Raw genomic sequence first — 22,239 nt, forward strand, 5'->3', positions numbered from 1 at the left:
CGGGCCACGCCCTTTCGGCAGCACTCCAGCCGAATCCCTGCCGATGGCCGAAAACACGGGGCTGGACGGGGCGGCCCCGGGGTGCCGGGGGCAGTGCCCTCGAGGAGGGTCGGCCGTCGGGGCCGCGGGAGGGGGTGGCTGCCGGCGGGGCCCGCGACGCGATGACCGTGGGGCGGAGCGCCCTCGGCGCGGAGCGGCCGCAGGACGGGCGCACGAGAGGGCAGCGCCCGGAGGGGGGACGGGAGGGGAGGCCGCCAAGGCTGGCGATCACCGCCCGACCGCTGCCGGGGCCGGGGCCGGGAAATCACCGCACCAACCGGTCGCCGGGACCGCGGCACCGCCGTCGCCCCCGCATGGAGACCACCGTTCAGGGGAACCGCCAGCTCCGCTGCCCGGCCGGACCGCTCCCGGCCGGGGAGGCCCGAGCCGGGTGACTGGACACCTGACCGTCGCCCGGATGGGCGCTGGACCGGCCAGGCCGCCCCGTGCGGCCTCTCGGGCCGGGGCTCACCGGCCGGGGCCGGACCGCGGCCGCAACGGGCCACAGGACCGCGTGGCCGCCGGGCCGCACGACTACGGTTCGGGCGGTCCGGACGCGGGCCGGGCAGTCCCGGGTTCGAGCCGGGACTCCGCGGTCGGGTGAGGTCGGGCCGATGCCCCAGCCCTCAGGCCAGGTCGGACGCCATCCCCGCGCGGGCAGATCCGGACGGCACAGCATCCTTCGGGTCGGGACGACACACCACCCGCCGCGCAAGGCCGAACCGCACCCCCGCCCGTCGGGTCGAACCGGGACGCACCCAGCACCCCAGCCGTCCGGTCAGACCGGGCCGGCACCCTGCCTGGCGGGCGGCGTCGGCACGGCACCCGCACCCGTCCGACCAGGCCAGGCCAGCACCCCCACCCGGCCCGCCGCCTCTGCGTCGTCAGGAGTTCGTCGTGTCCGCTTCCAGGAAGGCTGCCGCCGTGAACATCTCCACTCCGACCGTGATCGCGTGCTCGTCCGCATCGAAGTCGCCCTGGTGCAGGTCGCGCACCGTGCGCTCGCCCGGGCGGCGCACGCCGAGGCGGGCCATCGCGCCGGGCACCTCCTCCAGGTACCAGGAGAAGTCCTCCCCGCCGAGGCTCTGCTCCGTGCTCTCCACGGAGCCCATCCCGCGCCGGGCGACCATGGCCCTGCGCAGCAGGTCGGTGGACTCCCGGTCGTTGACGACGGGCGGCACCCCGCGCATGTAGTTGATCTCCGACTTGGCCCGGTGCAGGGTCGCGACCTCGTCGATCGCCGCGTGCACGATGTCCGGTGCGTCCCGCCAGGCGTTCAGGTCCAGGCAGCGGACGGTGCCGGACAGCTCGGCGTGCTGCGGGACGACGTTCGGCGCGTGGCCGGACTCGATCCGGCCCCAGGTCACGGCGAGACCGGCACGGGTGTCGACGCGCCGGGCGACGATCGCGGGCACGTCGATGGCGATACGGGCGGCGGCGGTGACCAGGTCGGTGGTCAGGTGGGGCCGGGCGGTGTGCCCGCCGGGGCCGTCCAGGGCGATCTCCAGCCGGTCGCAGGCGCTGGTGATCGGCCCGTGGCGCAGGCCGACCCGGCCCGCGTCCACCCGGGGGTCGCAGTGCACGGCGAGGATCCGGCCGACGTCGTCGAGCACCCCGTCCCCGATGGCCCCGAGCGCGCCCCCGGGCAGCACCTCCTCGGCGGGCTGGAAGACCAGCCGCACCGGACGGGACAGCAGCCCCTTGGCGTGCAGGTCGGCGAGGACCAGCCCGGCACCGAGCACGACGGTGGTGTGCACGTCGTGGCCGCAGGCGTGGGCGCGGTCCGGGACCGTGGACCGGTACGGGCAGTCCGTCTTGGTGTCCGGGATGGGCAGGGCGTCGATGTCCGCCCGCAGGGCCAGCAACGGTACGACCGGCCGCTCACCCTCCGCGAGCCCGATGTCACAGACGAGTCCGGTTCCGGTGGCGAGGACACGTGGCCGGAGCCCGGCCGACTCGAGCCGCTCCTTGATCGCGGCGGTCGTACGGAACTCCTGATTGCCCAGCTCGGGGTGCATGTGCAAGTCGCGTCGGAAGGCGACGAGTTCGTCGTGCAGGGACTCGCTCAGCACGCCGGGGAGCACATCCCCCGCGAGGCCGGCCTCGGACTCTAGGGACATCAATTGCTTCACCCTCTGAAGGGTAGGACGCCCGGATGGTCAACTACCCCTCGATCAACAAAAGTTCAGCCCGTTAGGGGAAGAAAATCTGACCGGCGGACGCATGATGGCGGACTCTGGTGGGTAAAACCTCTGTTTCCTCCTTCCACGGATACCACGCCTCGCGGGGGTCACGCGCGTCATGTCCAAGAACCGGACCCCCTGACGGCCCTCCTCCGGGTAGGGTCCGCGGCCGTGAGCGACTCGACCGCCGATTTCCTGCAGACCACCCGCACGTCCTACGACGCGATCGCGAAGGAGTACGCGAGCCAGTTCCCGCAGGGCCTTCCCCACCCGCTGGACCGCGGTCTGATCACCGTCTTCGCCGAGCTGGTCACGGCGAACGGCACCGCTCCGGTGGCCGACCTCGGCAGCGGACCCGGCTTCGTCACCGCGCTGCTCCAGGAGAGGGGGGTCCCCGCCTTCGGCGTGGACGTCTCCCCCGCCATGGTGTCACTGGCCCGCGAGGCCCATCCCCAACTGCGCTTCCACGTGGGCTCGATGACCTCGCTGGACCTGCCCGACGCCACGCTCGGGGGCATCCTCGCCCTGTACTCCACGATCCACGTGCCCGACGACCGCCTGCCGACGGCCTTCGCGGAGTTCCACCGCACCCTGGTCCCGGGCGCGCCGGTCCTCCTCGCCTTCCAGAGCGGTACGGAAGCCGGCCGGCTCCATCTGACGGAACGCTTCGGCCACGAGATCGCCCTCGACTACTACTGGCGTACGCCCGAGCAGGTCACGGCGCTGCTGACGGCGGCGGGCCTGGAGCCGGTGGCGACGGTGCGCCGTGAGCCGGCCGACGAGGAGAAGCGTCCACGGGCCTTCCTGCTGGCCCGCAAGCCCTGACACCGGCCCGCCGGGGGTTCACTCCCCCGGCGCAGCCGCCCGGCTCCGACGGGATTCCCCCGTTGGCGGTACGAGCGGTAGTGCAGGTGGCCGATCCCCCGGCCGGGGCAGGCCGGTGCCGGTGCTGCCCGCCCGCCGCCGGGGTCGTGCCTCAGGCCAGGGCCGCCACCGCCGTCAGGCGGTGGACGTCCTTGGCGGTGCCCGTGACGCCGGACAGGAAGCCCTGGGCGCGGGGCGAGGCGTTCTCGGTCAGCCAGCTCGGGTCGATGTCGCAGACCGCCACCCGCACGCCCGTGCCGGCCAGCGCCAGCGGCAGGGTGTGGACGACCGTCGACGGGAAGCTGAGGATCGTACGGCCGATGGGGCCGCGGCGGGCGATCAGCTCCAGGGGCAGGTCCGGGCGGACGATCTCCAGCCCGGTCTCGGCGGCCAGCCGGTGGAGTTTGTCCGCGCTCTCGCGCCGGTGGGCGAAGTAGCGGGTCGCGCCGTGCGCCCTGGCCAGGTTGCGGACGGCGACCAGGTAGCGGTCGCCGTCGACCACCCCGGTCTCCACCAGGGAGGTGCCGACCATGTCCGACCCCTTGGTGATCCGCGGCGGCCCGAAGCGGGACCGGGTCCAGGAGAAGTCGTTGGCCGTGACGGTGACGCCCTCCGGGGTCTCCGTGACCGGCATGGAGGAGAAGACCTCCACCCGGCGGCGCGCGCTGGGGGTCAGCCGGCGGCGGGCGGAGGAGGACACCGGCGCGAAGAGCAGGTCGCGGGCGCCGGGCCGGCCGCCCTTGCGGTGCCAGCGGACCAGCCGCTCACCGCGGGCCAGTTGGGCGACGAACTCCATCGTCGCCGTGCCGTCGTCGACCACCACCAGGTCACGGGCGCGGGTGATGGTCAGCAGCAGCTGTACGTAGCGGGAGAACGGGTCCCCCATGACGATCCGGTCCGCCCGCCGCAACGGGCCGGCCAGACCGCCGATCGTGTGGAAGGGCGCGGTCGTACCGCCCCGCGCCTCCTCCCAGCGCACCCGGTACCCCTCGTCCCGGGCCAGGTCGGCCATGCGGCGCAGCTGGCCCCGGGTCATGGGGTCCGTCGGGGACAGGACGACCACCATGAGTTCCGGCTCGGTCGGCGGCGGCCCGCCGGCCACCGTCCGCCGTATCTGCGCGGGCAGGGACGGCAGGGCGTCCTGTTCCGCGCCGTGCAGGCCGTGCAGATGCGCCCACTCCAGTACGTTCAGCAGCTGGACCGGGCTCTCCACGAAGGCGAGCGTGCGGGGAGGGTGGCCGGCGTGACCGGCGCGGGGGCTCATCGGCGTACGACCGTCCCGTCGTAGGGCAATCCGTCAGGCGACCGGGGCGCTCAGACCGCGACCGGCTCGCCCGCGGCCGCGGCGATCTCGGCCTCGGCGACGACGCCGGCGACGCGGCGCAGCTTCTTCATCGGGCCCTGCTCGGACTCGTAGACCTTCTTGACGCCGTCACCGAGGGAGGCCTCGATGGTGCGGATGTCGCGGACGAGGCGGACGAGGCCCTGCGGCTCCACGGAGGCGGCCTGGTCGGAGCCCCACATGGCGCGGTCGAGGGTGATGTGGCGCTCGACGAAGGCGGCGCCGAGGGCGACCGCGGCGAGGGTGGTCTGCAGACCGGTCTCGTGGCCGGAGTAGCCGATCGGAACGTTCGGGTACTCCTTCTCCAGCGTGTTGATCACGCGGAGGTTCAGCTCCTCGGCCTTGGCCGGGTAGGTGGAGGTGGCGTGGCACATGAGGATGTTGTCGCTGCCCAGGACCTCGACCGCGTGGCGGATCTGCTTCGGCGTGGACATGCCGGTGGAGAGGATGACCGAGCGGCCGGTGGCGCGCAGGGCGCGCAGCAGCTCGTCGTCGGTCAGGGAGGCGGAGGCCACCTTGTGGGCGGGGACGTCGAACTTCTCCAGGAAGGCGACTGCCTCGGTGTCCCACGGGGAGGCGAACCAGTCGATCCCCTTCTCCTTGCAGTACTCGTCGATCTGGCGGTACTCGTCCTCGCCGAACTCCACCCGGTGGCGGTAGTCGATGTAGGTCATCCGGCCCCAGGGGGTGTCGCGCTCGATGTCCCACTGGTCGCGCGGGGTGCAGATCTCCGGGGTGCGCTTCTGGAACTTCACGGCGTCGCAGCCGGCCTCGGCGGCCACGTCGATCAGCTTGAACGCGTTCTCCAGCTCACCGTTGTGGTTGATGCCGATCTCGCCGCAGATGTAGACGGGACGGCCGGGGCCGACCTCGCGCGAACCGAACGTACGCAGACGGGAGTTGGTGCTCATCAGGGGATGTCCTTACTTGGGGAGGGAATCGAGAGAGGGGCCGAGGATCCAGCTGGCGATCTCTCGGATCGCGCCGTCGCCGCCGGGGACGGTGGTGACCGCGCGCGCGGCGCCGCGTACGACGTCGTGGGCGCTTCCGACCGCCACGGGCCAGCCCACGAGGGCGAAGCACGGCAGGTCGTTGACGTCGTTGCCGACGTAGAGCACGCGCTCCGGCGCGATGCCCTGCTCCTCGCACCACTGCTTGAGGGCGAGGTCCTTGCGGTCGATGCCGTGCAGCACCGGGAGCTTGAGCTTCCGGGCGCGGGCGGCGACCACCGGGTTCTGTTCCGTGGACAGGATCAGCATCTTCAGGCCGCTCCTGCGGAGGGCCGCGATGCCCAGTCCGTCCCCGCGGTGCACGGAGACGAACTCCCGTCCGTCGGAGTCGATCAGCACCCGGTCGTCGGTCTGGGTGCCGTCGAAGTCGAGGACTACGGCGTCGATGTCGTCGTAGGTGGGGAGCGAACCGGGGCGGTCCGCGTCGAAGAGGGGCGCGAGGGCCCGGGCGCGGGCCAGGTCGTGCGGGTCGTCGATCTCCAGCACCCGGGCCGGGTCGGTGCGGACCAGCTCGGTGTGGCCGAAGAAGCGGTGCCGGTGCTCGCGGAAGCCGGCCGCGTCCATCGCGTAGGCGGCGCCGGTCTCCAGCAGGTCCTGCGGGCGGTCCTGGCGGCGCGGGCGGAAGGACTTGTCGTGGTTGACCCCGTAGCCGCCGACCGTGGCGGTGGCCTCGGCGACGCCGCCCGCTGCGCTCCCGGTGCGGGCGGGCTCGACGGCGACGGCCTCGTCGGCCGCGTCGCGCCAGATGAACCCGTGGAAGGGGGCGACGGTCACCGCGGTGTCGGCGCCGTTCTCGACGACGGCCGCCGCGACCCCGTCGACGTCCTCGCGGGCCAGGAAGGGGCTGGTGCACTGCACGAGCAGGACGGCGTCGACGGCCGAGCCGTGCAAGGCCTCGTGGGCGTCCATGGCGTGCAGGACGGCGGCCTCGGAGGTGGCGGTGTCGCCGGCGATCGCGGCGGGCCGCAGCACGACCTCGGCGCCGGCCTGCCGCGCGGCGGCGGCGATGGCCTGGTCGTCGGTGGAGACGACGACGTCGGTCACCAGGCGGGCGGCGCGGCACTCGCGCACGGCGCGGGCCACCAGCGGCACTCCGCCGACGGGGGCGAGGTTCTTGGCGGGCACACCCTTGGAGCCGCCGCGCGCCGGGATCACCGCGAGCACGCGGCACACGGTGGCGGCGGGTCCCGCTTCGGGGTTGGACATGGGCTCTACTCCTTGCGGCGCTTCGGGCTCTTCGCACACCTGGCGCGGGATCCGCTCGCTCACAGCTCCCCCATCCGCCGGATCACGGGGGCCACCCGCTGCACGCCGTGCCGGTAGGCGCCGCGCGCGGCGCGGCGCACGATCTGGCGTACGGGGCCGGGTGCCTTGTCGGCGGCGGGCGCACCGGGCAGCGGGGCGCCGTCGGGTCCGAGGTGGTGGCGGGCGAGGATGCCGGGCAGGTAGCCGGGCGCGGTCTCGGGTGTGTAGTAGGGGGTCAGGGGCGGCAGGCCGCCGGGGCGGTCCAGCAGCTTGGCGATGCGCTCGCGGGCGGTGTCGAACGCGGTGGCGTAGCCGCCGTCGGCGGCGACACCCTGGCGGGCCACCCACTCCTCGTCCGGCACCGGGCGGTGCCCGGCGTCGAGCTGGTCCCAGGAGGCGAGGCACCCGGAGCCGGTGAAGTGGTGGTTGCCGAGCGTCTCGCGCACCCCGAGGTCGGTCAGGACGACCGTCGGGACGCGCCGGTGCAGGGCTTCCAGGGCGGCCGTGGAGCTGACCGTGACCAGCAGGTCGGTGCGGTCGAGCACCTCGCCCATATGGCCGTACACCAGGCGGAAGTTGGCCGGCAGGTCCTTGCCCTGGACCAGCTTCTGGTACGGCAGTTCCTCGATGTGCGTGGTGTGCTCGCCGGGCTTGGACCGCAGCTTCAGCAGCACCTCGCGCTCGGGGTGCCGGCGGGCGTGCCGGATCAGCCGGTCGAGCAGGTACGTACGGTCCCCGCGGTTGTCCGGGACCGACGGCTGGGCCGCGAACACCACCGTGAAGGGGTCGTGTTCGCCGGTGTACGGCTCCCCGCCGAGGAAGGGCAGCGCGACCTCGGTGACCGAGGAGGCGTCGGCGCCCACCCCCTCGTACACGGCCCGGAACCGGTCCGCGTCGTGGCGGGAGTTGGCGAGGACCAGGTCCGCGCCGTGCCGCAGCAGCAGCCCGTCGGTGAGCTTCTCGTAGACGACACCGACGTAGCCGGTGACGACCGCGGGGCGCCGGCCGGATCCCCAGGCGTTGCGCAGCCCGTGCAGCATGGCCTGCACACCGCCGCCGACCAGGGCGAGGACGAGGACGTCGTAGGACTCCTCGGTCATCGCACGCAGGAACTCGGCTCCGGTGACCTCGCGGAGCGAGTCCGCCCGGACGCCGACCTCCTCGAGCTGACGGGGCGTCGGAGTGGCGCGGCCCCGCAGGAGGTAGCCGTCGAGCCGGACACCGGCAGCCGAGGGAGTGAGACGCTGCGCGGTGAGCGCGCCCCACTTCCATCGGGTGTCGGAGTCCGCGAGGACGGCGACCCGCAGAGACTTCGTTGCACTTGCTGGCACGTCGAAGACGCTAGGAAGCCATTCCGAGGATCCGCCCAACCCGAATGCAACAAACGGTTAACAGCACATCGCCGAATGGCGAATCGGGCCGCGATCGGGGCTGGAAAAAGCCTGGTTCACAGCTTCGCCACGTGTCGTTCACCCGGCATCAAGCAAGCCGTCAAGACGAATGACGGCCTTCGCCCTAACGTCCCTGACGTGGTCAAGCTCTCCGTCATCGTGCCGTTCTTCAACGTGCAGCAATACGCGCCCGACACGCTCAGAAGCCTGAAGGCGAACGCGCGTGAGGACTTCGAATTCATTCTCGTCGACGACTGTTCCCGCGACGGGACACCAGACATTCTCGCGCGCGCGGAGCGCGAGCTGCCGGGCGCGGTCCTGGTCCGGCACGAACAGAACGGAGGGCTGGCGACCGCGCGCAACACCGGGATCGACCGGGCGCGCGGCGAGTACGTGACCTTCCTGGACGGCGACGACTGGCTCGCCCCCGGCTACTACCAGCGGCTGGTCGCGGCCATCGAGGGCCTGGGGTGCGACTTCCTGCGCACCGACCACGTGCAGTGCACTGCGCGGGCCCGCAGCGTCCACCGGGTGCCCGTGGGCCGGCGGAACACGGTGCTGGACCCGCGTGCGGCGATCCTGCCCGCCGACCGGTCCACCTCCGTGGACTACGCCTACGCCTGGGCGGGGATCTACCACCGCCGGCTGGTGGACAAGGGTCTGCTGCACTTCACCGACGGTCTGCGCACGGCCGAGGACCGGCCGTGGATCTGGAAGCTGCACCGGGAGGCGGAATCCTTCGCCGCGGTGAGTCTGCTCGGTGTCTTCTACCGGCGCGGGGTCGCTTCGTCACTCACCCAGATCGGTGACGTACGGCAGCTCGATTTCATTCGCGCGTTCGATCAGGTCATCGCGGAGACCGCCGCGGACCGGGAGGCCGACGCGTTGCTGCCGAAGGCCGTCCGCACCTATTGCGCCATCATTTCCCATCACCTGGGATCCATCGAAAGGTTCGAACCGGCGGTGGCGAAGAAACTGAAATCCCTGAGCGCCGCGGCCCTGCGGCGCATGCCGCAGGACGTGCTGGACGAGGCGCTGGACTCCATGGACCTCCAGCGCGCCACCAAGCTGCGCCGGCTGCGCCGCCGTCCCGCCGCCACGGGGGTCGCCGCGTGACCACCCAGATCTTCCAGGCGTCGACGCTGTACGGCACGGCCACGCTGGCCGCCGCCCTCGACTCCGGCTGCTTCCGCCCGGCCGACCGGCGGATCCTGCTGGTCTGCAACAACGCGGCCACCCCCGAGACGACGCCCGGGCCGGACGCGATGCCCGGCTTCGAGCGGCTGCGCGACCGGTTCGACGACGTGGTGTCGTACAACGAGGCGATCTTCCCGTTCCACCCGGGCGGCTGGGCGCCGCGCGCCGAGGACCTGCCGCTGTGGGAACGCTATCTGCGCCACGAGTGGCGGCTCGCCGACGACGACGTCGAGCTGGCCGTGGAGTCCATCCAGGTCAACCCGTCGCTGAGCCTCGCGCAGATCTTCACCGGCGCCCCGGTCACCGTCTACGCCGACGGCCTGATGAGCTACGGCCCCACCCGCAACAAGATCGACCCGCTGGTCGGCACCCGCGTGGACCGGGTCCTCCACCTGGACCTCGTGCCGGGCCTGGAGCCGCTGCTGCTCACCGAGTTCGGCGTGCCGGGCGAGGTCGTGCCGACGGCCGCCTTCACCAAGGTGCTCGCCGCGCTCGCCCCGGCCGGCGACGACCTGCCCGCGATCGAGGAGCCCGCGCTGCTGCTCGGCCAGTACCTGTCCGCGCTGGACATCCTCTCCGCCGAGCAGGAGGAGGACCTGCATGTGCGGATGCTCAGGGGCGCGGCCGGACTCGGCCACACCAAGGTGGTGTTCAAGCCGCACCCGTCCGCCCCGGCCCGGTGGGCCCGCTCCCTGGAGGAGACGGCGGAGAAGCTCGGTGTGGAGCTGACCGTGCTGGACACGCCGGTGCTCGCCGAGGTGCTGTACCAGCGGATGCGTCCCGCGCTGGTCGTCGGCTGCTTCTCCACGGCCCTGCTCACCGCCTCCGCGCTGTACGGCCTCCCGGTCGCCCGGGTCGGCACCGACCTGCTGCTGGAGCGGCTGACGCCGTTCGAGAACAGCAACCGGATCCCGGTCACCGTCGTGGACGCCCTGCTGCCCGAACTGGGTGACGGCGCCGCCGTCACCGAGCAGCGCATGGGCATGGACGTGGAGTCGCTGGGCGCCCTGGTGCGCGCGGTGGGCTTCGCGATGCAGCCGAAGATCCTGCCGCGGCTGCGCGCGGAGACCGAGGCCTACCTGACGAAGAACCTGGACGAACGGACCGTCCGCTACTTCAAGCGCAAGCGCCTGACCTCGCTGGCGCTGCCCGGCGGGGTGCCGGCCCAGCTGTCGTTCATCCCGCGCAACGCGACGGTGCGCCGGGTGGCCCGCAAGGCGCGCAGTCTGCGCCGGGTCGTGCGCCGCTGAGTCCACCCCTTCGCGAGGGCGGGCCCGGGACTCCGGGCCCGCCCTTTCCGTTCGTCCGGCCTGCTCAGCGGCCGAGGATCGTCCGGATCCGGGCCGCGTTGTCCTGCGTGACCTTCCACAGCTGTTCCTGCCGGTCGTGCACGTCGGCGACGGTCCGGTCGTGGTGGTCGAGGATGTCCAGCGCCCGCTCGGTGAGCACGGCGCCGAGGTTCCGCTCGTGGACGGAGACACCCCACTCGGGACGCTCGATGTCCCGGAGGAAGTACGCCATCTTCGGGTGCGAGATCAGGCTGATGACGGGCGTGCCGACGCCGAAGGGGATCATTCCGGCGTGCCCGCGCATGCCGATGACCAGACGGGTCCTGGCGTACGTCTCGCGGATCGCGTCGTTGTCGAAGTCGTACATCGGGATCACGGGCAGCGAGATCCCGTGCTCGCGGCGCAGGTCGAACGCGATCCGCTCGTCGTCCAGGGAGTGGGCGACGCAACGGACCTCGGTGTGTGTCCCGATCGCCCGGACCGCCTTGGCGATCTCGCCGAGGAAGTGCGCGTAGTCGTGGCCGAACCGCAGCCCGGCGCGGTCGTAGGCGGCGTTCAGCAGGACGGTGTCCTCGCGGTGCGCCGGGTCGGTCCAGCCGGGCAGCAGCCGGCGCATGACCGTGGTCGGGCAGGGCTGGAAGACGACCTTGTCGTGCAGCTCCGGCGGCAGCAGCGAGCGGACCTTGGCGATCGAGCCGTGGTTGCGCAGCCCGAAGAAGGAGGACTTCTCCACCAGCAGGCGCAGGCTCTCGTTGAACCGCCGGGCCCGGTACGACTGTCCGTCGAAGGCGTTGAAGCCGACCGCGAACACCATGATCGGCACGTCGATAGCGTTCAGGTGCTCGTCCGGGACGTTCCACTGCCAGGCGCTGTTGCCGTTGGGCATGGTGTCCGGGATGAACAGTCCGCCGCCGCCGATCACCAGGCCCCGCCGGGCGTTGACGCGTTCCAGGGCCGCCTTGTCGAAGAGACGGTGGGCGTGGACGGAGTGCCAGCGCCGGGAGGTGGTGTCGGCGCCGAAGGCCAGCCGGACGGTCTCGGGCAGCAGCTTGTCGCCGGCGTTGCCCTGCCGGTCCATGTAGAAGGCGACGTGCGCGAGCTGGTCCTCGGCGGCGCCCTGCTTCTGGGCGGGCACGGCGGCGGACCGCTGGGCCCACAGGCGGCTGGAGCGGTGGGTGGGGTCGACGGTGAGACCGGCCGTGGCGTACTTCAGGGCCTCGGTGTTGTCGCCGTGCACCCATGCCAGCTGGGCGAGGCGGGAGTAGGCGGTGGCGGCCCGGTTGGGGGCGGCGGTGGCCATCAGCAGCTGGGTCCTGGCCTCCTCGTAGCGGGAGACGCTCAGCAGGGCGTGGCCGAGGATCTCGTGCGGCCAGGCCTCGTCCAGCGGGATGCGGACACCGCTCAGGATGTCGACGGCGTCCTGGTACTCGCCGGCCGCGATGTGCGCGGCGGCCAGCTTGCGCGCGGCCTCGACGTCTCCGGTGCGTCTGACGTGCGGGGTGCCGAAGTGCACCAGCAGGTCGTGGTGGAGGCCGCCCTTGGCCAGGTAGGCCGCGTGGAACTCGGCGTCGCCCAGCACGAATTCGCGCCAGCGCTCCTCGGCCTGCGCGTACCCGGCCTCGCCGCCCTGCCAGGGCTTGTGCCGGCCGGTGAAGTGCAGGATCGCGGTGTCGTCGGGGACCGGCAGGTCGCCGGAGAGCCGCCGCTTGACGAAGTTGTAGCGGGTGTCGAGGCGGACGAAGTCCCCGTCGAGGACGGCGTTGAGGATGCCCTGGTCGTGCTTGTCCAGCTCGTAGGCACCGGTGCGCCCGGCCTGGTCGATCTGCGCGCAGAACTCGTCCGACAGGTACTCGCGCTGGATGACCAGCAGCCCGGAGTTCAGCTTGTGCTGGCCGTAGAAGAACTGCGGGACGGCCGCGAGTCCCTCGCGCAGCTCCAGCAGCTCGCTCAGGTCGCCGAGGACGACCATGTCGGTGTCCAGGGTGATGACCGTGTCGTAGTCGCGGGTCCTGAAGACGTCGAGGATGAAGTACGCCTTGCGGACCAGGTAGTTGTCCTGGTCGCCCTTGACGTAGGAGTCGTAGTGGCCGGCGTCGACGCGGCGCAGCACGATCCTCGGGTGGAGGGCGCGGATGCGGGCGATCGAGGAGGGCTTCAGGTCGTCGTGCAGGACGATGAAGTCCTCGCAGACGCCGGGGTTGGACAGGGCGAGGCTGCGCAGCAGGACGAGGAAGCCGGGCAGGTAGTTCTCGTCGACGAAGCTCGCGAAGGCGATGCGCCGCTTGCCGGTCAGGGCCTGCGCCGAGGTGTCCGGGACGGCGGGGCTGAGTGTGGTGGTCATCGCAGGGATATCCTCATGTCGGTCACGCTCTGGGCCCGCTCCATGACCCATGCCTTCTCGCTGGTGTATTCGTGCACGGAGGTGATGGCGAGCTTCATGGCCTCGGGCACGCGGTAGGCGCCGCTCTCGTAGAAGTCGAAGCCGATCAGGTCGAGCTTCGGGCTGACGTCCAGGAAGTCCAGCAGCCAGAGCATGTTGAAGCCGGTGGTCGGGATGCCGGACCAGACGTCGTTGCCGAGCCGGCCGATGTTGCGCACGGGCCAGCGCAGCGACTCGTCGCCGAGGTACTGCTGGGCGCCGGGCACCAGGCGGTTGCGCAGCGAGTGCTTCCAGTCGCCGGTCACGCCGCCGAAGACGAGCCGGGCGGTCACCGGCTTGTCCCAGTTGAAGCCGTGCTTGTGGATGGTGGCGTGGATGTCGGTACGGCTGCCGGTGTGCCTGGGGTCGATCTTGTACGAGTTGAAGCGCACGACCAGGTCGTAGCCGTCGATCTCGGTGCCCATCCCGCTCTCGCCCACGCGCCCGGAGTTGGCGATCAGGCAGATCGACTTGCCGGCGACCAGGTTGCGGAACTCGCCGAGGCCGATCCAGCGCACCCCGCCGACGGTCGGGTCGGCGACCGGGCCGCGCATCCGGAGCCGGCGCTGCTCGGCGTAGAGCGCGACGGCCTCGGTGAGGGCGGCGGGGTCCGGCGCGTGGACGCCGGTGCGCAGGTCCAGGTACTGGCTGAGCAGTTCCTGCCGGTCGGCGACGGGGGCCTCGTCGGCGGCGAGCGCGAGCAGGGCGCCGACCAGCCGGGGCTCGGCCGCCGTCCAGTCGCCGGCGGCGTGCAGGGCGAGGCCGTCGGCCCAGACGTCGGTGGCGGGTCCGGCGGCGAACTCGGCTGCTCCGGGGCACTGCTTGCGCAGCAGGTCCAGCAGTTCGCGCTCGCGTTCGGCGGCCCGGCGCAGTCCGGCGATCCGGGCGGCGACGCCGAACCCGTCCTCCGTGGTCAGCTCCAGGTAGCGCTCGTAGGCCCGGACGGCTTCGAGTTCCTCACCGACGGACTCCAGGACGCGGGCGCGCAGCCGCCAGCCGGCGCGGGAGTTCCGGCGCTCGGCGAGGACGGTCTCGCTGATCCGGAGGGCGAGGTCCAGCTCGTCGGAGTACCCGCATTCCAGGGCCTTGTTGGCGACGGCCAGCAGGGCGTCCAGGAGGTCGTTCGTGATGCCGCCGGCGGGCACTGCGGCGCCCTTCACGGCCCGCTTGAGCAGGGCGGTCGCGCCCGAGGCCGGGGCCGGTGCGGCGGAGCCGGCCGCGTCGGTGCTGAACACCACGAGCAACTTGCGCAGCTGCTCCGCCAGCTCCGCGCGGCGGCGGTCGAGACTGCCGACGACTTTGCCGCTGTGCACGGCGCACGCGCGCAGGCAGTCGTCCAGCTCCCCTGCACGCACAGGCGTCCGCCGGTTCTGGACCCTTGTCATAGCTCTCCTGATTTTTGCCAAGCAAATACAGCCTTTACGGCTGAATGCCATGCGTTTGCCAAAACGTGGGGGTGGATGGAGAAACTAGGAAGCCAAAACGACGTTCAGGTGAACTGACCGGGGCGCCCGGACGAATGGTTGGGCTGTCAACCAACTCGTTTCTGTGATGCGCCCAGGTGCCGCAGGTACGGCTCCCCCGTGCCGGGGACCTTCACAAAAGAAACCGAGATGATCAATGGTTGGCCGGGTAGGCGCCGAGCACCATGCCTGCCTCATCCCCCACCCTCGCCGCCGTTCCCGCATCCCCCGCTCCGGGGACGGCCTCCGCCCCCTTCACCCCCTCCGCCTCCGGCGGCCGCCGCAACCGTCTGCTCGCCCTGGACGGCCTCCGTCTGGTGGCCGCCCTGATGGTCTGCCTCTACCACTACGCCGGACGCGGCGGCACGGTGTCGGAGTCCTGGCACCAGACCCCGGCCCACGTCTTCCCGACCCTGTCCCGGGCGGCCACCTACGGCTGTCTCGGCGTGCAGTTCTTCTTCGTCATCAGCGGTTTCGTCATCTGCATGAGCAGTTGGGGCCGCACCCTCGGCGACTTCTTCCGCTCCCGGGTCGCCCGGCTCTACCCCGCCTACTGGGTCGCCCTGGTGCTGGTCACCGCGGCCGCAGTGGTCCTCCCGGCCGTCGTGCACCCGGTCCGCCCGGACGAGTTCCTGGTCAACCTGACGATGATGCAGCAGCCCATGGGCGCCGACCGGATCCTCGGCGTGTGCTGGACGCTCTGGGTCGAGGTGCGCTTCTACGCGCTGTTCGCCCTGCTCGTGGTGGTGCGCGGCGTCACCTACCGCCGGGTGGTGCTGTTCGCCTGCGGGTGGACCCTGGCTGCGGTGGTGTGCCGCACCTCGGGCAACGCGCTCACGGACCAGATCGTCATGCCCGACTACGCGCCCTTCTTCGTCGGCGGACTCGCCCTCTACCTGATCCACCGGTTCGGCGGCGACCTGCTGCTGTGGGGCATCGTCGCCGTGTCCTGGCTGCTCGGGCAGGCCGACGCCACCCGTGGGCTGTGGCACGCCGGTGCCCAGGGCGACTTCCACCGCGACCCGTGGGTCATCCTGGCGATCGTCACCCTGGCCTTCGCCGCGGTCGCCGCGGTGGCCCTGGGTTGGACGCGGTGGGCGGGCTGGTCCTGGCTGGTCACGGCCGGCGCGCTGACCTACCCGTTCTACCTGGTCCACGAGCACCTGGGCTGGTTCGTCATCCGGGTGCTGCACCGGGGTCTGGGCCTGCCGCCGTGGCCGACGCTCCTGCTGACCGTCATGGGCATGCTTTCGCTGGCATGGCTCATCCACCGCTTTGTGGAGAATCCTTTCGGCCCGCGGCTGAAAAGGGCGTTGAAAAGGGTCCGTACACCGGAGATCTCCTCGCAGTTCACCTCGGCGAAAGACGGAAAGGAATCAGCCGGTTCCGTGTGAGAGCCGGGAATTGGGCAGTCGTTCACCTCGCCTTGGGTTTCGAACTCGCCTTCGGGGCAGGCACCGTAGTGCCCTCGCCGCCCACCCCCCACAGGCTTTCCGCAGGGAACTCACAAACTGCCGTACCGAGGGAGTGCCTCCGCCGCATGGCCACCATCCAGGAAGCGACCCGACCGCCCCATCGTCTCGACGACGTCCCGGGGTGGTTCCCGGTCCTCGACCAGCTGCTCTTCGACTGGCTCCTGAACCGGCAGGAGGCCGCCGGAAACCGCGGCGACCTGCTGGAGATAGGGGTCTACATGGGCAAGAGCGCGATCTTCACCGGCCGGCACCTCCAGCCGGGCGAGAAGTACACCGTCTGCGACCTCTTCGAGGGCGAGGCCCCGGACGACGCCAACCGGGCGGAGTCCGCCAAGTCCTACAGCGCACTGACCCGCAGGCGCTTCGAGGACAACTACCGGGCCTTCCACGACGAGCTGCCCCGGGTCCTGCAGGGGCCCAGCTCGCTGGTGCCCGCCGAGGTCGAGCCGCGGTCCTGCCGGTTCGTGCACGTCGACGGCTCACACCTGTACGAGCACGTGCGCGACGACATAGGGGCGGCGCACGATCTGCTGGGGCCCGAGGGCCTCGTCGTGCTCGACGACTTCCGCTCCGAGCACACGCCCGGGGTGTCCATGGCCACGTGGGAGGCCGTGCTCAACCGCGGCCTGCGTCCCGTCTGCCTGAGCACGCAGAAGCTCTACGGCACCTGGGGCGATCCGGCGCCGGTCCAGGAGGAGCTGCTGGCCATGGTCGGCGAGCGGTCGGACTGCCATGTGAGCGTCCAGGAGGCCGCCGGGCACCGGATCGTCCGGCTGAAGTCCAAGGGCATGCCGGCGCCGGCGTTCCCGCTCTCCCGGCACGCGGAGGAAGCCACGGAACCGGCACCCGGGGTGCCCCTGCCGACGGCGGCGCCCGCACCGGCGCCGGCCGCCCGGCCCGCGCCCCGGTACGGCCGGCGGGTCCGCCGGGTCGCCGTCGACCTGCTGCCGCCGGTCGTCACCCGGGCCATCCGCAACTCCCGCCGGGCCAGGGGCTGACCGCCCCCTCAGCCGATCCCGTACCGAGCCCCGACACCCGCGATCACCAGGGCCAGCCCCTCCTCGAACTGCTCGTCGTAGTCGTCGAAGAGCAGCTGCCCGGCCTCGGCCGCCAGCGGGTGGGCGGCCATGCGCCGGGCCCGCTCCGCCACGTCGTACCCCTCCCGGCGCTCGCCGGGCAGGGGTACGACGCCCTGCTCCTCGGTGACGAAGCCGATGGTGAACATGCTCGCGGTCCGGGCCGCGCTCACCGCCTGCGCGAGGCTGAGCCCGGCGGCGGTCAGCACCCTCAGGTGCTCCTCCACCTCGCGCGCGTGCTCGGTGCCCGTGAAGCGTGAGCCGCTGAAGACCTTGGCACCGTCCCGGTAGCCGAGCAGCGCGGCCCGCAGTCCGCGGTTGGCCTTGAGCAGCCGATCCCGCCAGGTGTCGGCCGGGTCGAACACCGTGCCGGCGACCATCCGCCGGTACATCTCCGTCGCCATCTCGTCGAGCAGCGCCTGCTTGTCCTTGAAGTGCCAGTAGAGGGCGGGCGCCTTGACGTCCAGCTCCTTGGCGATGGCGCGCAGCGTCAGCCCGTCCAGGCCGACGTCGTTCAGCAGGCGCAGCGCGGTCCGGGCGACCCGTTCGCGGTCCAGGGGCGTGCGTCGTTCCGTACTCACACTTGACAGCTTAACAGCGTTAAGGGCACGCTCGTCGGCGACGGCACTTAACGTTGTTAAGGAGACAGTTGATGGATGTCCTGATCGTGGGCGCGGGGCCGACGGGCCTCACCCTCGCCATCGACCTCGTCCGGCGCGGGGTGGACGCGCTGGTGGTGGAACGGGCCGAGGGACTGTTCCCGGGCTCGCGCGGCAAGGGGATCCAGCCGCGCACCCAGGAGGTCTTCGACGACCTCGGTGTCCTCGGCGCGATCCGCGCGGCGGGCGGCCCGTACCCGGCGATGATGATCTGGAAGGACGGCGAACGGCAGGGCGAGCAGCGGATGTTCGACGCCGTGCCGGCGAACGGGGAGAACCCGTACACCGAGCCGCTGATGGTCGCGCAGTGGCGGACGCAGGAGGTCCTGTACGCGCGGCTGACGGAACTGGGCGGCCGGGTCGCCTTCGGGCACGAGGTGACCGGCCTGACCCAGGACGCGGAGGGCGTCACCGTGGAGTTCGCCGACGGCACGGCACTCGGCGCGCGGTACGTCGTCGCGGCCGACGGCGGCCGGTCCTCCGTGCGCCGGGCGCTGGGCGTCGGCATGACCGGGGAGACGGTCGACCCGGCGCCGTTCCTGGTGGCGGACGTGACGGTCCGGGGCCTGGACCGGAACCACTGGCACGTGTTCCCGACGGGCGACGGCACCGCCGTCACCCTCTGCCCGCTCGCCGGGACGGACGTCTTCCAGCTGAGCGCGCGCTGCGCGGAGGGCTCCGCGCCCGAACCGGTCCTGGACGGCGTCCGGGAACTGGTCGGCGCGGCCACGCACCTGGCCGCCGAGGACGTGACGGAGCTGCGCTGGGCCTCCGGCTTCCGGCCGCGCGCCGCCCTCGCGGACCGGTTCCGCGTCGGCCGCGTCCTCCTGGCGGGCGACGCGGCCCACGTCCACTCGCCGGCCGGCGGGCAGGGCCTGAACACCAGCGTGCAGGACGCCTACAACCTGGGCTGGAAGCTGGGCGCCGTACTGCGGGGCGGGACGCCCGAGGCCCTGCTGGACACCTACGAGGAGGAGCGGCGCGCGAACGCCGCCGCGGTGCTCGACCTGTCGACGGGGGTCCACCGCGGCGAGGTGCGGCGCGGGAGGGCGACGGTCCAGCTCGGGCTCGGGTACCCGGAGTCCTCGCTGAGCGTCGACACCCGGGGCGCCGGCGGGGAGACCACCAAAGTGCGCGCGGGCGACCGGGCACCCGACGGCACGGTGGACGGCGTACGTCTCTTCGACGCCTTCCGCGGGCCGCACTGGACCCTGCTCGGGGCCGCCGGCGCCCTCCCCGGCGTGCGGACGCTGCCGGCCGCCCCGGACTCCTACGGCCCGGGTGTCTTCCTGGTCCGCCCGGACGGCTACGTCGGCTGGGCGGGCACCGGCACGGAGGGCCTGCGCGCGTACGCGGCGCGCACCGGAGCCCTCGTCGCGCCGTGAGGCGTCACGAGCTCGCGAGCGACAGCTTCACCGCGAACCCGAGGAACAGCGCGCCGGCCGCCGAGGTCGCCGTCGCCGACAGCCGCCTGCGGCGGCGGAAGGCGGCGGCCAGGCGCGTGCCGCCGAAGATCAGCGCGCTGAGGTACAGGAAGCTGGCCACCTGGGCGAAGGCGCCGAGCACCACGAAGGACAGCGCCGGATAGGCGTAGCCGGGGTCGACGAACTGTACGAAGAAGGCGACGAAGAACAGGATCGCCTTGGGGTTGAACAGGCTGACGACGAAAGCACGGCGGAAGGGCCGCTCCACGGTGCCGGCGGCGGAGACGGCGTCCTCCACGGTCTTCTCCCGCCGGGTCCGCCACATGCTCCACGCGGTCCGCATCATGCCGATCGCGAGCCAGGTCAAGTAGCCGGCGCCGGCGTACTTCACGATCCCGAACAGCACGGCGTTGGCCTGGAGGAGCGAGGCGACCCCGGCGGCGGACAACGTCATCAGCACGGTGTCCCCGCACCACACACCGGCAGCGGCCGTGTAGCCGGCCCGCACACCGCGACGGGCGGCCACGGACAGGACGTAGAGGGAGTTGGGACCGGGCAGCAGGACGATCAGCACAAGACCGGCCAGATAGGTGGGGAGATCGATGACGCCGAACATGAGAAGGAGTGTCGCACGGCGGTACGACGGCGTCTGCGGCGCCGGTCTCAGAACGCGTCGCTCGGCACGTGGCTCCCCCACACCCCGCGCAGCGCCCCGCACACCTCCCCCACGGTGGCCCGGGCCCGCAGCGCCTCCTTCATCGGATACAGCACGTTGTCCTCACCCTCGGCCGCCTTCTTCAGCGCGTCCAGGGCCGAGTCCACCGCCGCCGAGTCCCGGGCGGCCCGCAGCTCGGCCAGCCGTGCCGTCTGCCGGGCCTCGATGGCGGGGTCCACCCGCAGGGGCTCGTACGGCTCCTCCTCGTCGAGCTGGAAGCGGTTGACGCCGACCACCACCCGTTCGCCCGCGTCGGTCTCCTGCGCGATGCGGTAGGCGTTGCGCTCGATCTCGCCCTTCTGGAAGCCCTGCTCGATCGCCGCCACGGCGCCGCCCAGGTCCTCGACCCTGCGCATCAGGCCGACGGCGGCCTCCTCCACGTCGTCCGTCATGCGCTCCACCGCGTAGGAGCCCGCGAACGGGTCGACGGTCGCCGGCACGTCCGTCTCGTACGCCAGCACCTGCTGCGTCCGCAGCGCCAGACGGGCGCTCTTGTCGGTCGGCAGCGCGATCGCCTCGTCGAAGGAGTTGGTGTGCAGGGACTGGGTGCCGCCGAGCACCGCGCCCAGGGCCTGCACGGCGACCCGGACCAGGTTCACCTCCGGCTGCTGGGCCGTCAGCTGCACGCCCGCCGTCTGGGTGTGGAAGCGCAGCATCAGCGACTTGGGGTTCTTCGCGCCGAACTCCTCCCGCATCACCCGCGCCCAGATCCTGCGCGCCGCGCGGAACTTCGCGACCTCCTCCAGCAGCGTCGTACGGGCCACGAAGAAGAAGGACAGCCGCGGGGCGAAGTCGTCGACGTCCATGCCCGCCGCCACCGCCGTACGGACGTACTCGATGCCGTCGGCCAGCGTGAACGCGATCTCCTGCACGGGCGAGGCACCCGCCTCGGCCATGTGGTAGCCGGAGATCGAGATCGTGTTCCACTTCGGGATCTCCGCGCTGCAGTACCGGAAGATGTCCGCGGTCAGCCGCAGGGAGGGGCCCGGCGGGAAGATGTACGTGCCCCGCGCGATGTACTCCTTGAGCACGTCGTTCTGGATCGTGCCGGTCAGCCGGGCCGCCGGGACGCCCTGCTCCTCCGCGACCAGCTGGTACAGCAGGAGCAGCAGCGCCGCCGGCGCGTTGATCGTCATCGACGTGGACACCTCGCCCAGCGGGATGCCGTCGAACAGCACCCGCATGTCCTCGATCGAGTCGATCGCCACGCCGACCTTGCCCACCTCGCCGTGGGCGAGGGGCGCGTCCGAGTCGTGGCCCATCTGGGTGGGCAGGTCGAAGGCGACCGAGAGACCGGTGGTGCCGTGGGCGATCAGCTGCCGGTAGCGGGCGTTGGACTCGGCGGCCGTGCCGAAGCCGGCGTACTGCCGCATGGTCCAGGGGCGGCCGGTGTACATGGTCGGGTAGACCCCGCGGGTGAACGGGTACGCGCCCGGCTCGCCCAGCTTCGCGGCCGGGTCCCAGTCGGCCAGACCGGCCGGCCCGTACACCGGCTCGACCGGCAGTCCCGACTCCGACTCGTGCGTCATGGATGCCTCCGCGGTACGTCGTGCTCCCCCCTCACCATGCCCCGTAGTTCGGCGGCGGTCACGCGGGGAAGCATCCCCCGCATGAGGAACACGGTCAGATCCGCCGCCGTACTCGCCTCGGCCGCCGCCCTCGCGGCCCTCTGCGGCTGCACCGTGCAGCCCGTGGGCCCGGACGGCAAACGCTCCTTGCCGGTGCACGTCGAACTGCCGTCGAGCCGGGCTCCCGATCCCACCCGTTCGGCCGCCGGCACGCCCCCCGCGTCGCCGTCGCGGGTGCTGTGGTCGCGCGGCGACAGCGGGCCGGGCGTACGGGAGCTGCAGGCGCGGCTGCGCCAGGTGGACTGGCTGTTCGACGGGCCGACGGGCACGTACGACGACCTGACCGAACGGGCCGTCAGCGGCTTCCAGGGCAAGCGCGGACTGCCCCGGACCGGCGCGGCGGACTCCGTGACCTGGCGGCGGCTGCTGGCGATGACGCGTCCGCCGGGGAAGTGGGAGCTGTACCTGATGGGCGGTCAGCCGGCCGCCGCGCCCGATCCGCGCTGCATGACGGGACGGGTGCTGTGCATCAGCAAGACCAGCCGCACGCTGCGCTGGATGGTGGACGGGCGGACCGTGTCGACGATGTCCGTGCGCTTCGGCTCCCAGTACACCCCGACCCGCGAGGGTGTCTTCCGCGTCTACTGGAAGTCACGGCACCATGTGTCGACCCTCTACCACTCGTCGATGCCCTACGCGATGTTCTTCAGCGGCGGCCAGGCGGTGCACTACTCCTACGACTTCGCGGCGCGCGGGTACGCGGGCGGCTCGCACGGCTGCGTGAACGTCCGGGACGAGACGGCGGTCGCCGCGCTCTTCGCACAGGTGCGGGGCGGCGACAAGGTCGTCGTGTACTGGTGAGAGAGGGATTCGGGGCGCG

The 22,239-nt window shown here is 72.1% G+C and carries 17 protein-coding genes; 7 read left to right on the forward strand and 10 right to left on the reverse strand.

What is annotated here, in order from left to right:
• Positions 1–923: 923 nt before the first annotated feature.
• Positions 924–2,159, reverse strand: a complete 1,236-nt coding sequence (locus BLW57_RS15820; protein ID WP_176985601.1) for an amidohydrolase — start codon at positions 2,157–2,159, stop codon at positions 924–926.
• Between the two features lie 234 nt (positions 2,160–2,393).
• Between BLW57_RS15820 and BLW57_RS15825 the strand changes: the two genes are divergently transcribed.
• Positions 2,394–3,047: a class I SAM-dependent DNA methyltransferase gene (locus BLW57_RS15825; protein WP_093475251.1), complete on the forward strand. Its 654-nt coding sequence runs from the start codon at positions 2,394–2,396 to the stop codon at positions 3,045–3,047.
• A 151-nt stretch (positions 3,048–3,198) separates the two neighbouring features.
• On the opposite strand, the gene BLW57_RS15830 is transcribed toward BLW57_RS15825, so the two are convergent.
• Genes BLW57_RS15830 through BLW57_RS15845 form a run of 4 tightly spaced genes read right to left on the reverse strand, consistent with a single transcriptional unit; the run spans position 3,199 to position 8,014 of the window.
• Complete coding sequence (locus BLW57_RS15830; RefSeq protein ID WP_093475252.1) at positions 3,199–4,350, reverse strand: hypothetical protein; 1,152 nt, start codon at positions 4,348–4,350, stop codon at positions 3,199–3,201.
• A gap of 50 nt (positions 4,351–4,400) precedes the next feature.
• The gene (locus BLW57_RS15835; RefSeq protein WP_093475254.1) at positions 4,401–5,339 is read right to left on the reverse strand and encodes an N-acetylneuraminate synthase family protein; all 939 of its coding nucleotides are present in this window, start codon (positions 5,337–5,339) and stop codon (positions 4,401–4,403) included.
• Between the two features lie 12 nt (positions 5,340–5,351).
• A complete protein-coding gene (locus tag BLW57_RS15840) occupies positions 5,352–6,644 on the reverse strand; it encodes an N-acylneuraminate cytidylyltransferase (RefSeq protein ID WP_093475255.1) in 1,293 nt (430 codons plus the stop codon).
• 59 nt (positions 6,645–6,703) lie between these two features.
• Positions 6,704–8,014, reverse strand: a complete 1,311-nt coding sequence (locus BLW57_RS15845; RefSeq protein ID WP_093475257.1) for a DUF6716 putative glycosyltransferase — start codon at positions 8,012–8,014, stop codon at positions 6,704–6,706.
• A 198-nt stretch (positions 8,015–8,212) separates the two neighbouring features.
• Between BLW57_RS15845 and BLW57_RS15850 the strand changes: the two genes are divergently transcribed.
• Together BLW57_RS15850 and BLW57_RS15855 are read left to right on the forward strand one after the other, a co-directional pair.
• Positions 8,213–9,190 carry a glycosyltransferase family 2 protein gene (locus tag BLW57_RS15850; protein ID WP_093475258.1) on the forward strand — a complete coding sequence of 326 codons (978 nt, stop codon included), beginning with the start codon at positions 8,213–8,215 and terminating at the stop codon, positions 9,188–9,190.
• Entirely contained in the window at positions 9,187–10,521 is a 1,335-nt protein-coding gene (locus BLW57_RS15855; RefSeq protein ID WP_093475260.1) for an alpha-2,8-polysialyltransferase family protein, read from the forward strand. Before BLW57_RS15850 ends, BLW57_RS15855 begins: the two co-directional genes overlap by 4 nt.
• Positions 10,522–10,585: 64 nt before the next feature.
• Here BLW57_RS15855 and BLW57_RS15860 read toward each other — a convergent pair whose 3' ends face one another.
• Positions 10,586–12,901 (reverse strand): glycosyltransferase, encoded by a 2,316-nt coding sequence (locus BLW57_RS15860; RefSeq protein ID WP_093475261.1) that lies wholly within the window; start codon positions 12,899–12,901, stop codon positions 10,586–10,588.
• On the reverse strand, positions 12,898–14,364 hold the full coding sequence (locus BLW57_RS15865; protein WP_093475263.1) for a glycosyltransferase family 29 protein: 1,467 nt from the start codon (positions 14,362–14,364) through the stop codon (positions 12,898–12,900). Before BLW57_RS15865 ends, BLW57_RS15860 begins: the two co-directional genes overlap by 4 nt.
• Before the next feature lie 263 nt (positions 14,365–14,627).
• On the opposite strand from BLW57_RS15865, the gene BLW57_RS15875 reads away from it, so the two are divergent.
• Together BLW57_RS15875 and BLW57_RS15880 are read left to right on the forward strand one after the other, a co-directional pair.
• On the forward strand, positions 14,628–15,836 hold the full coding sequence (locus tag BLW57_RS15875) for an acyltransferase family protein (RefSeq protein WP_176985602.1): 1,209 nt from the start codon (positions 14,628–14,630) through the stop codon (positions 15,834–15,836).
• Positions 15,837–15,982: 146 nt separating this feature from the next.
• A complete protein-coding gene (locus BLW57_RS15880) occupies positions 15,983–16,915 on the forward strand; it encodes a class I SAM-dependent methyltransferase (RefSeq protein ID WP_093475266.1) in 933 nt (310 codons plus the stop codon).
• 8 nt (positions 16,916–16,923) lie between these two features.
• Here the strand turns inward: BLW57_RS15880 and BLW57_RS15885 are convergent, their stop codons facing one another.
• The gene (locus BLW57_RS15885; RefSeq protein ID WP_093475267.1) at positions 16,924–17,574 is read right to left on the reverse strand and encodes a TetR/AcrR family transcriptional regulator C-terminal domain-containing protein; all 651 of its coding nucleotides are present in this window, start codon (positions 17,572–17,574) and stop codon (positions 16,924–16,926) included.
• Between the two features lie 71 nt (positions 17,575–17,645).
• Between BLW57_RS15885 and BLW57_RS15890 the strand changes: the two genes are divergently transcribed.
• Positions 17,646–19,037: an FAD-dependent oxidoreductase gene (locus BLW57_RS15890; protein WP_093475268.1), complete on the forward strand. Its 1,392-nt coding sequence runs from the start codon at positions 17,646–17,648 to the stop codon at positions 19,035–19,037.
• 4 nt (positions 19,038–19,041) lie between these two features.
• Here BLW57_RS15890 and leuE read toward each other — a convergent pair whose 3' ends face one another.
• On the reverse strand, positions 19,042–19,692 hold the full coding sequence (gene leuE / locus BLW57_RS15895) for a leucine efflux protein LeuE (protein ID WP_093475270.1): 651 nt from the start codon (positions 19,690–19,692) through the stop codon (positions 19,042–19,044).
• A gap of 47 nt (positions 19,693–19,739) precedes the next feature.
• Positions 19,740–21,320, reverse strand: coding sequence for an acyl-CoA mutase large subunit family protein (locus BLW57_RS15900; protein ID WP_093475271.1), 1,581 nt, complete (start codon positions 21,318–21,320; stop codon positions 19,740–19,742).
• A gap of 81 nt (positions 21,321–21,401) precedes the next feature.
• Between BLW57_RS15900 and BLW57_RS15905 the strand changes: the two genes are divergently transcribed.
• Positions 21,402–22,220, forward strand: coding sequence for a L,D-transpeptidase family protein (locus tag BLW57_RS15905; RefSeq protein ID WP_093475272.1), 819 nt, complete (start codon positions 21,402–21,404; stop codon positions 22,218–22,220).
• Positions 22,221–22,239 lie beyond the last annotated feature (19 nt).

The organism is Streptomyces sp. 1222.5 (assembly GCF_900105245.1).
GTDB classification, from domain to species: domain Bacteria; phylum Actinomycetota; class Actinomycetes; order Streptomycetales; family Streptomycetaceae; genus Streptomyces; species Streptomyces albidocamelliae.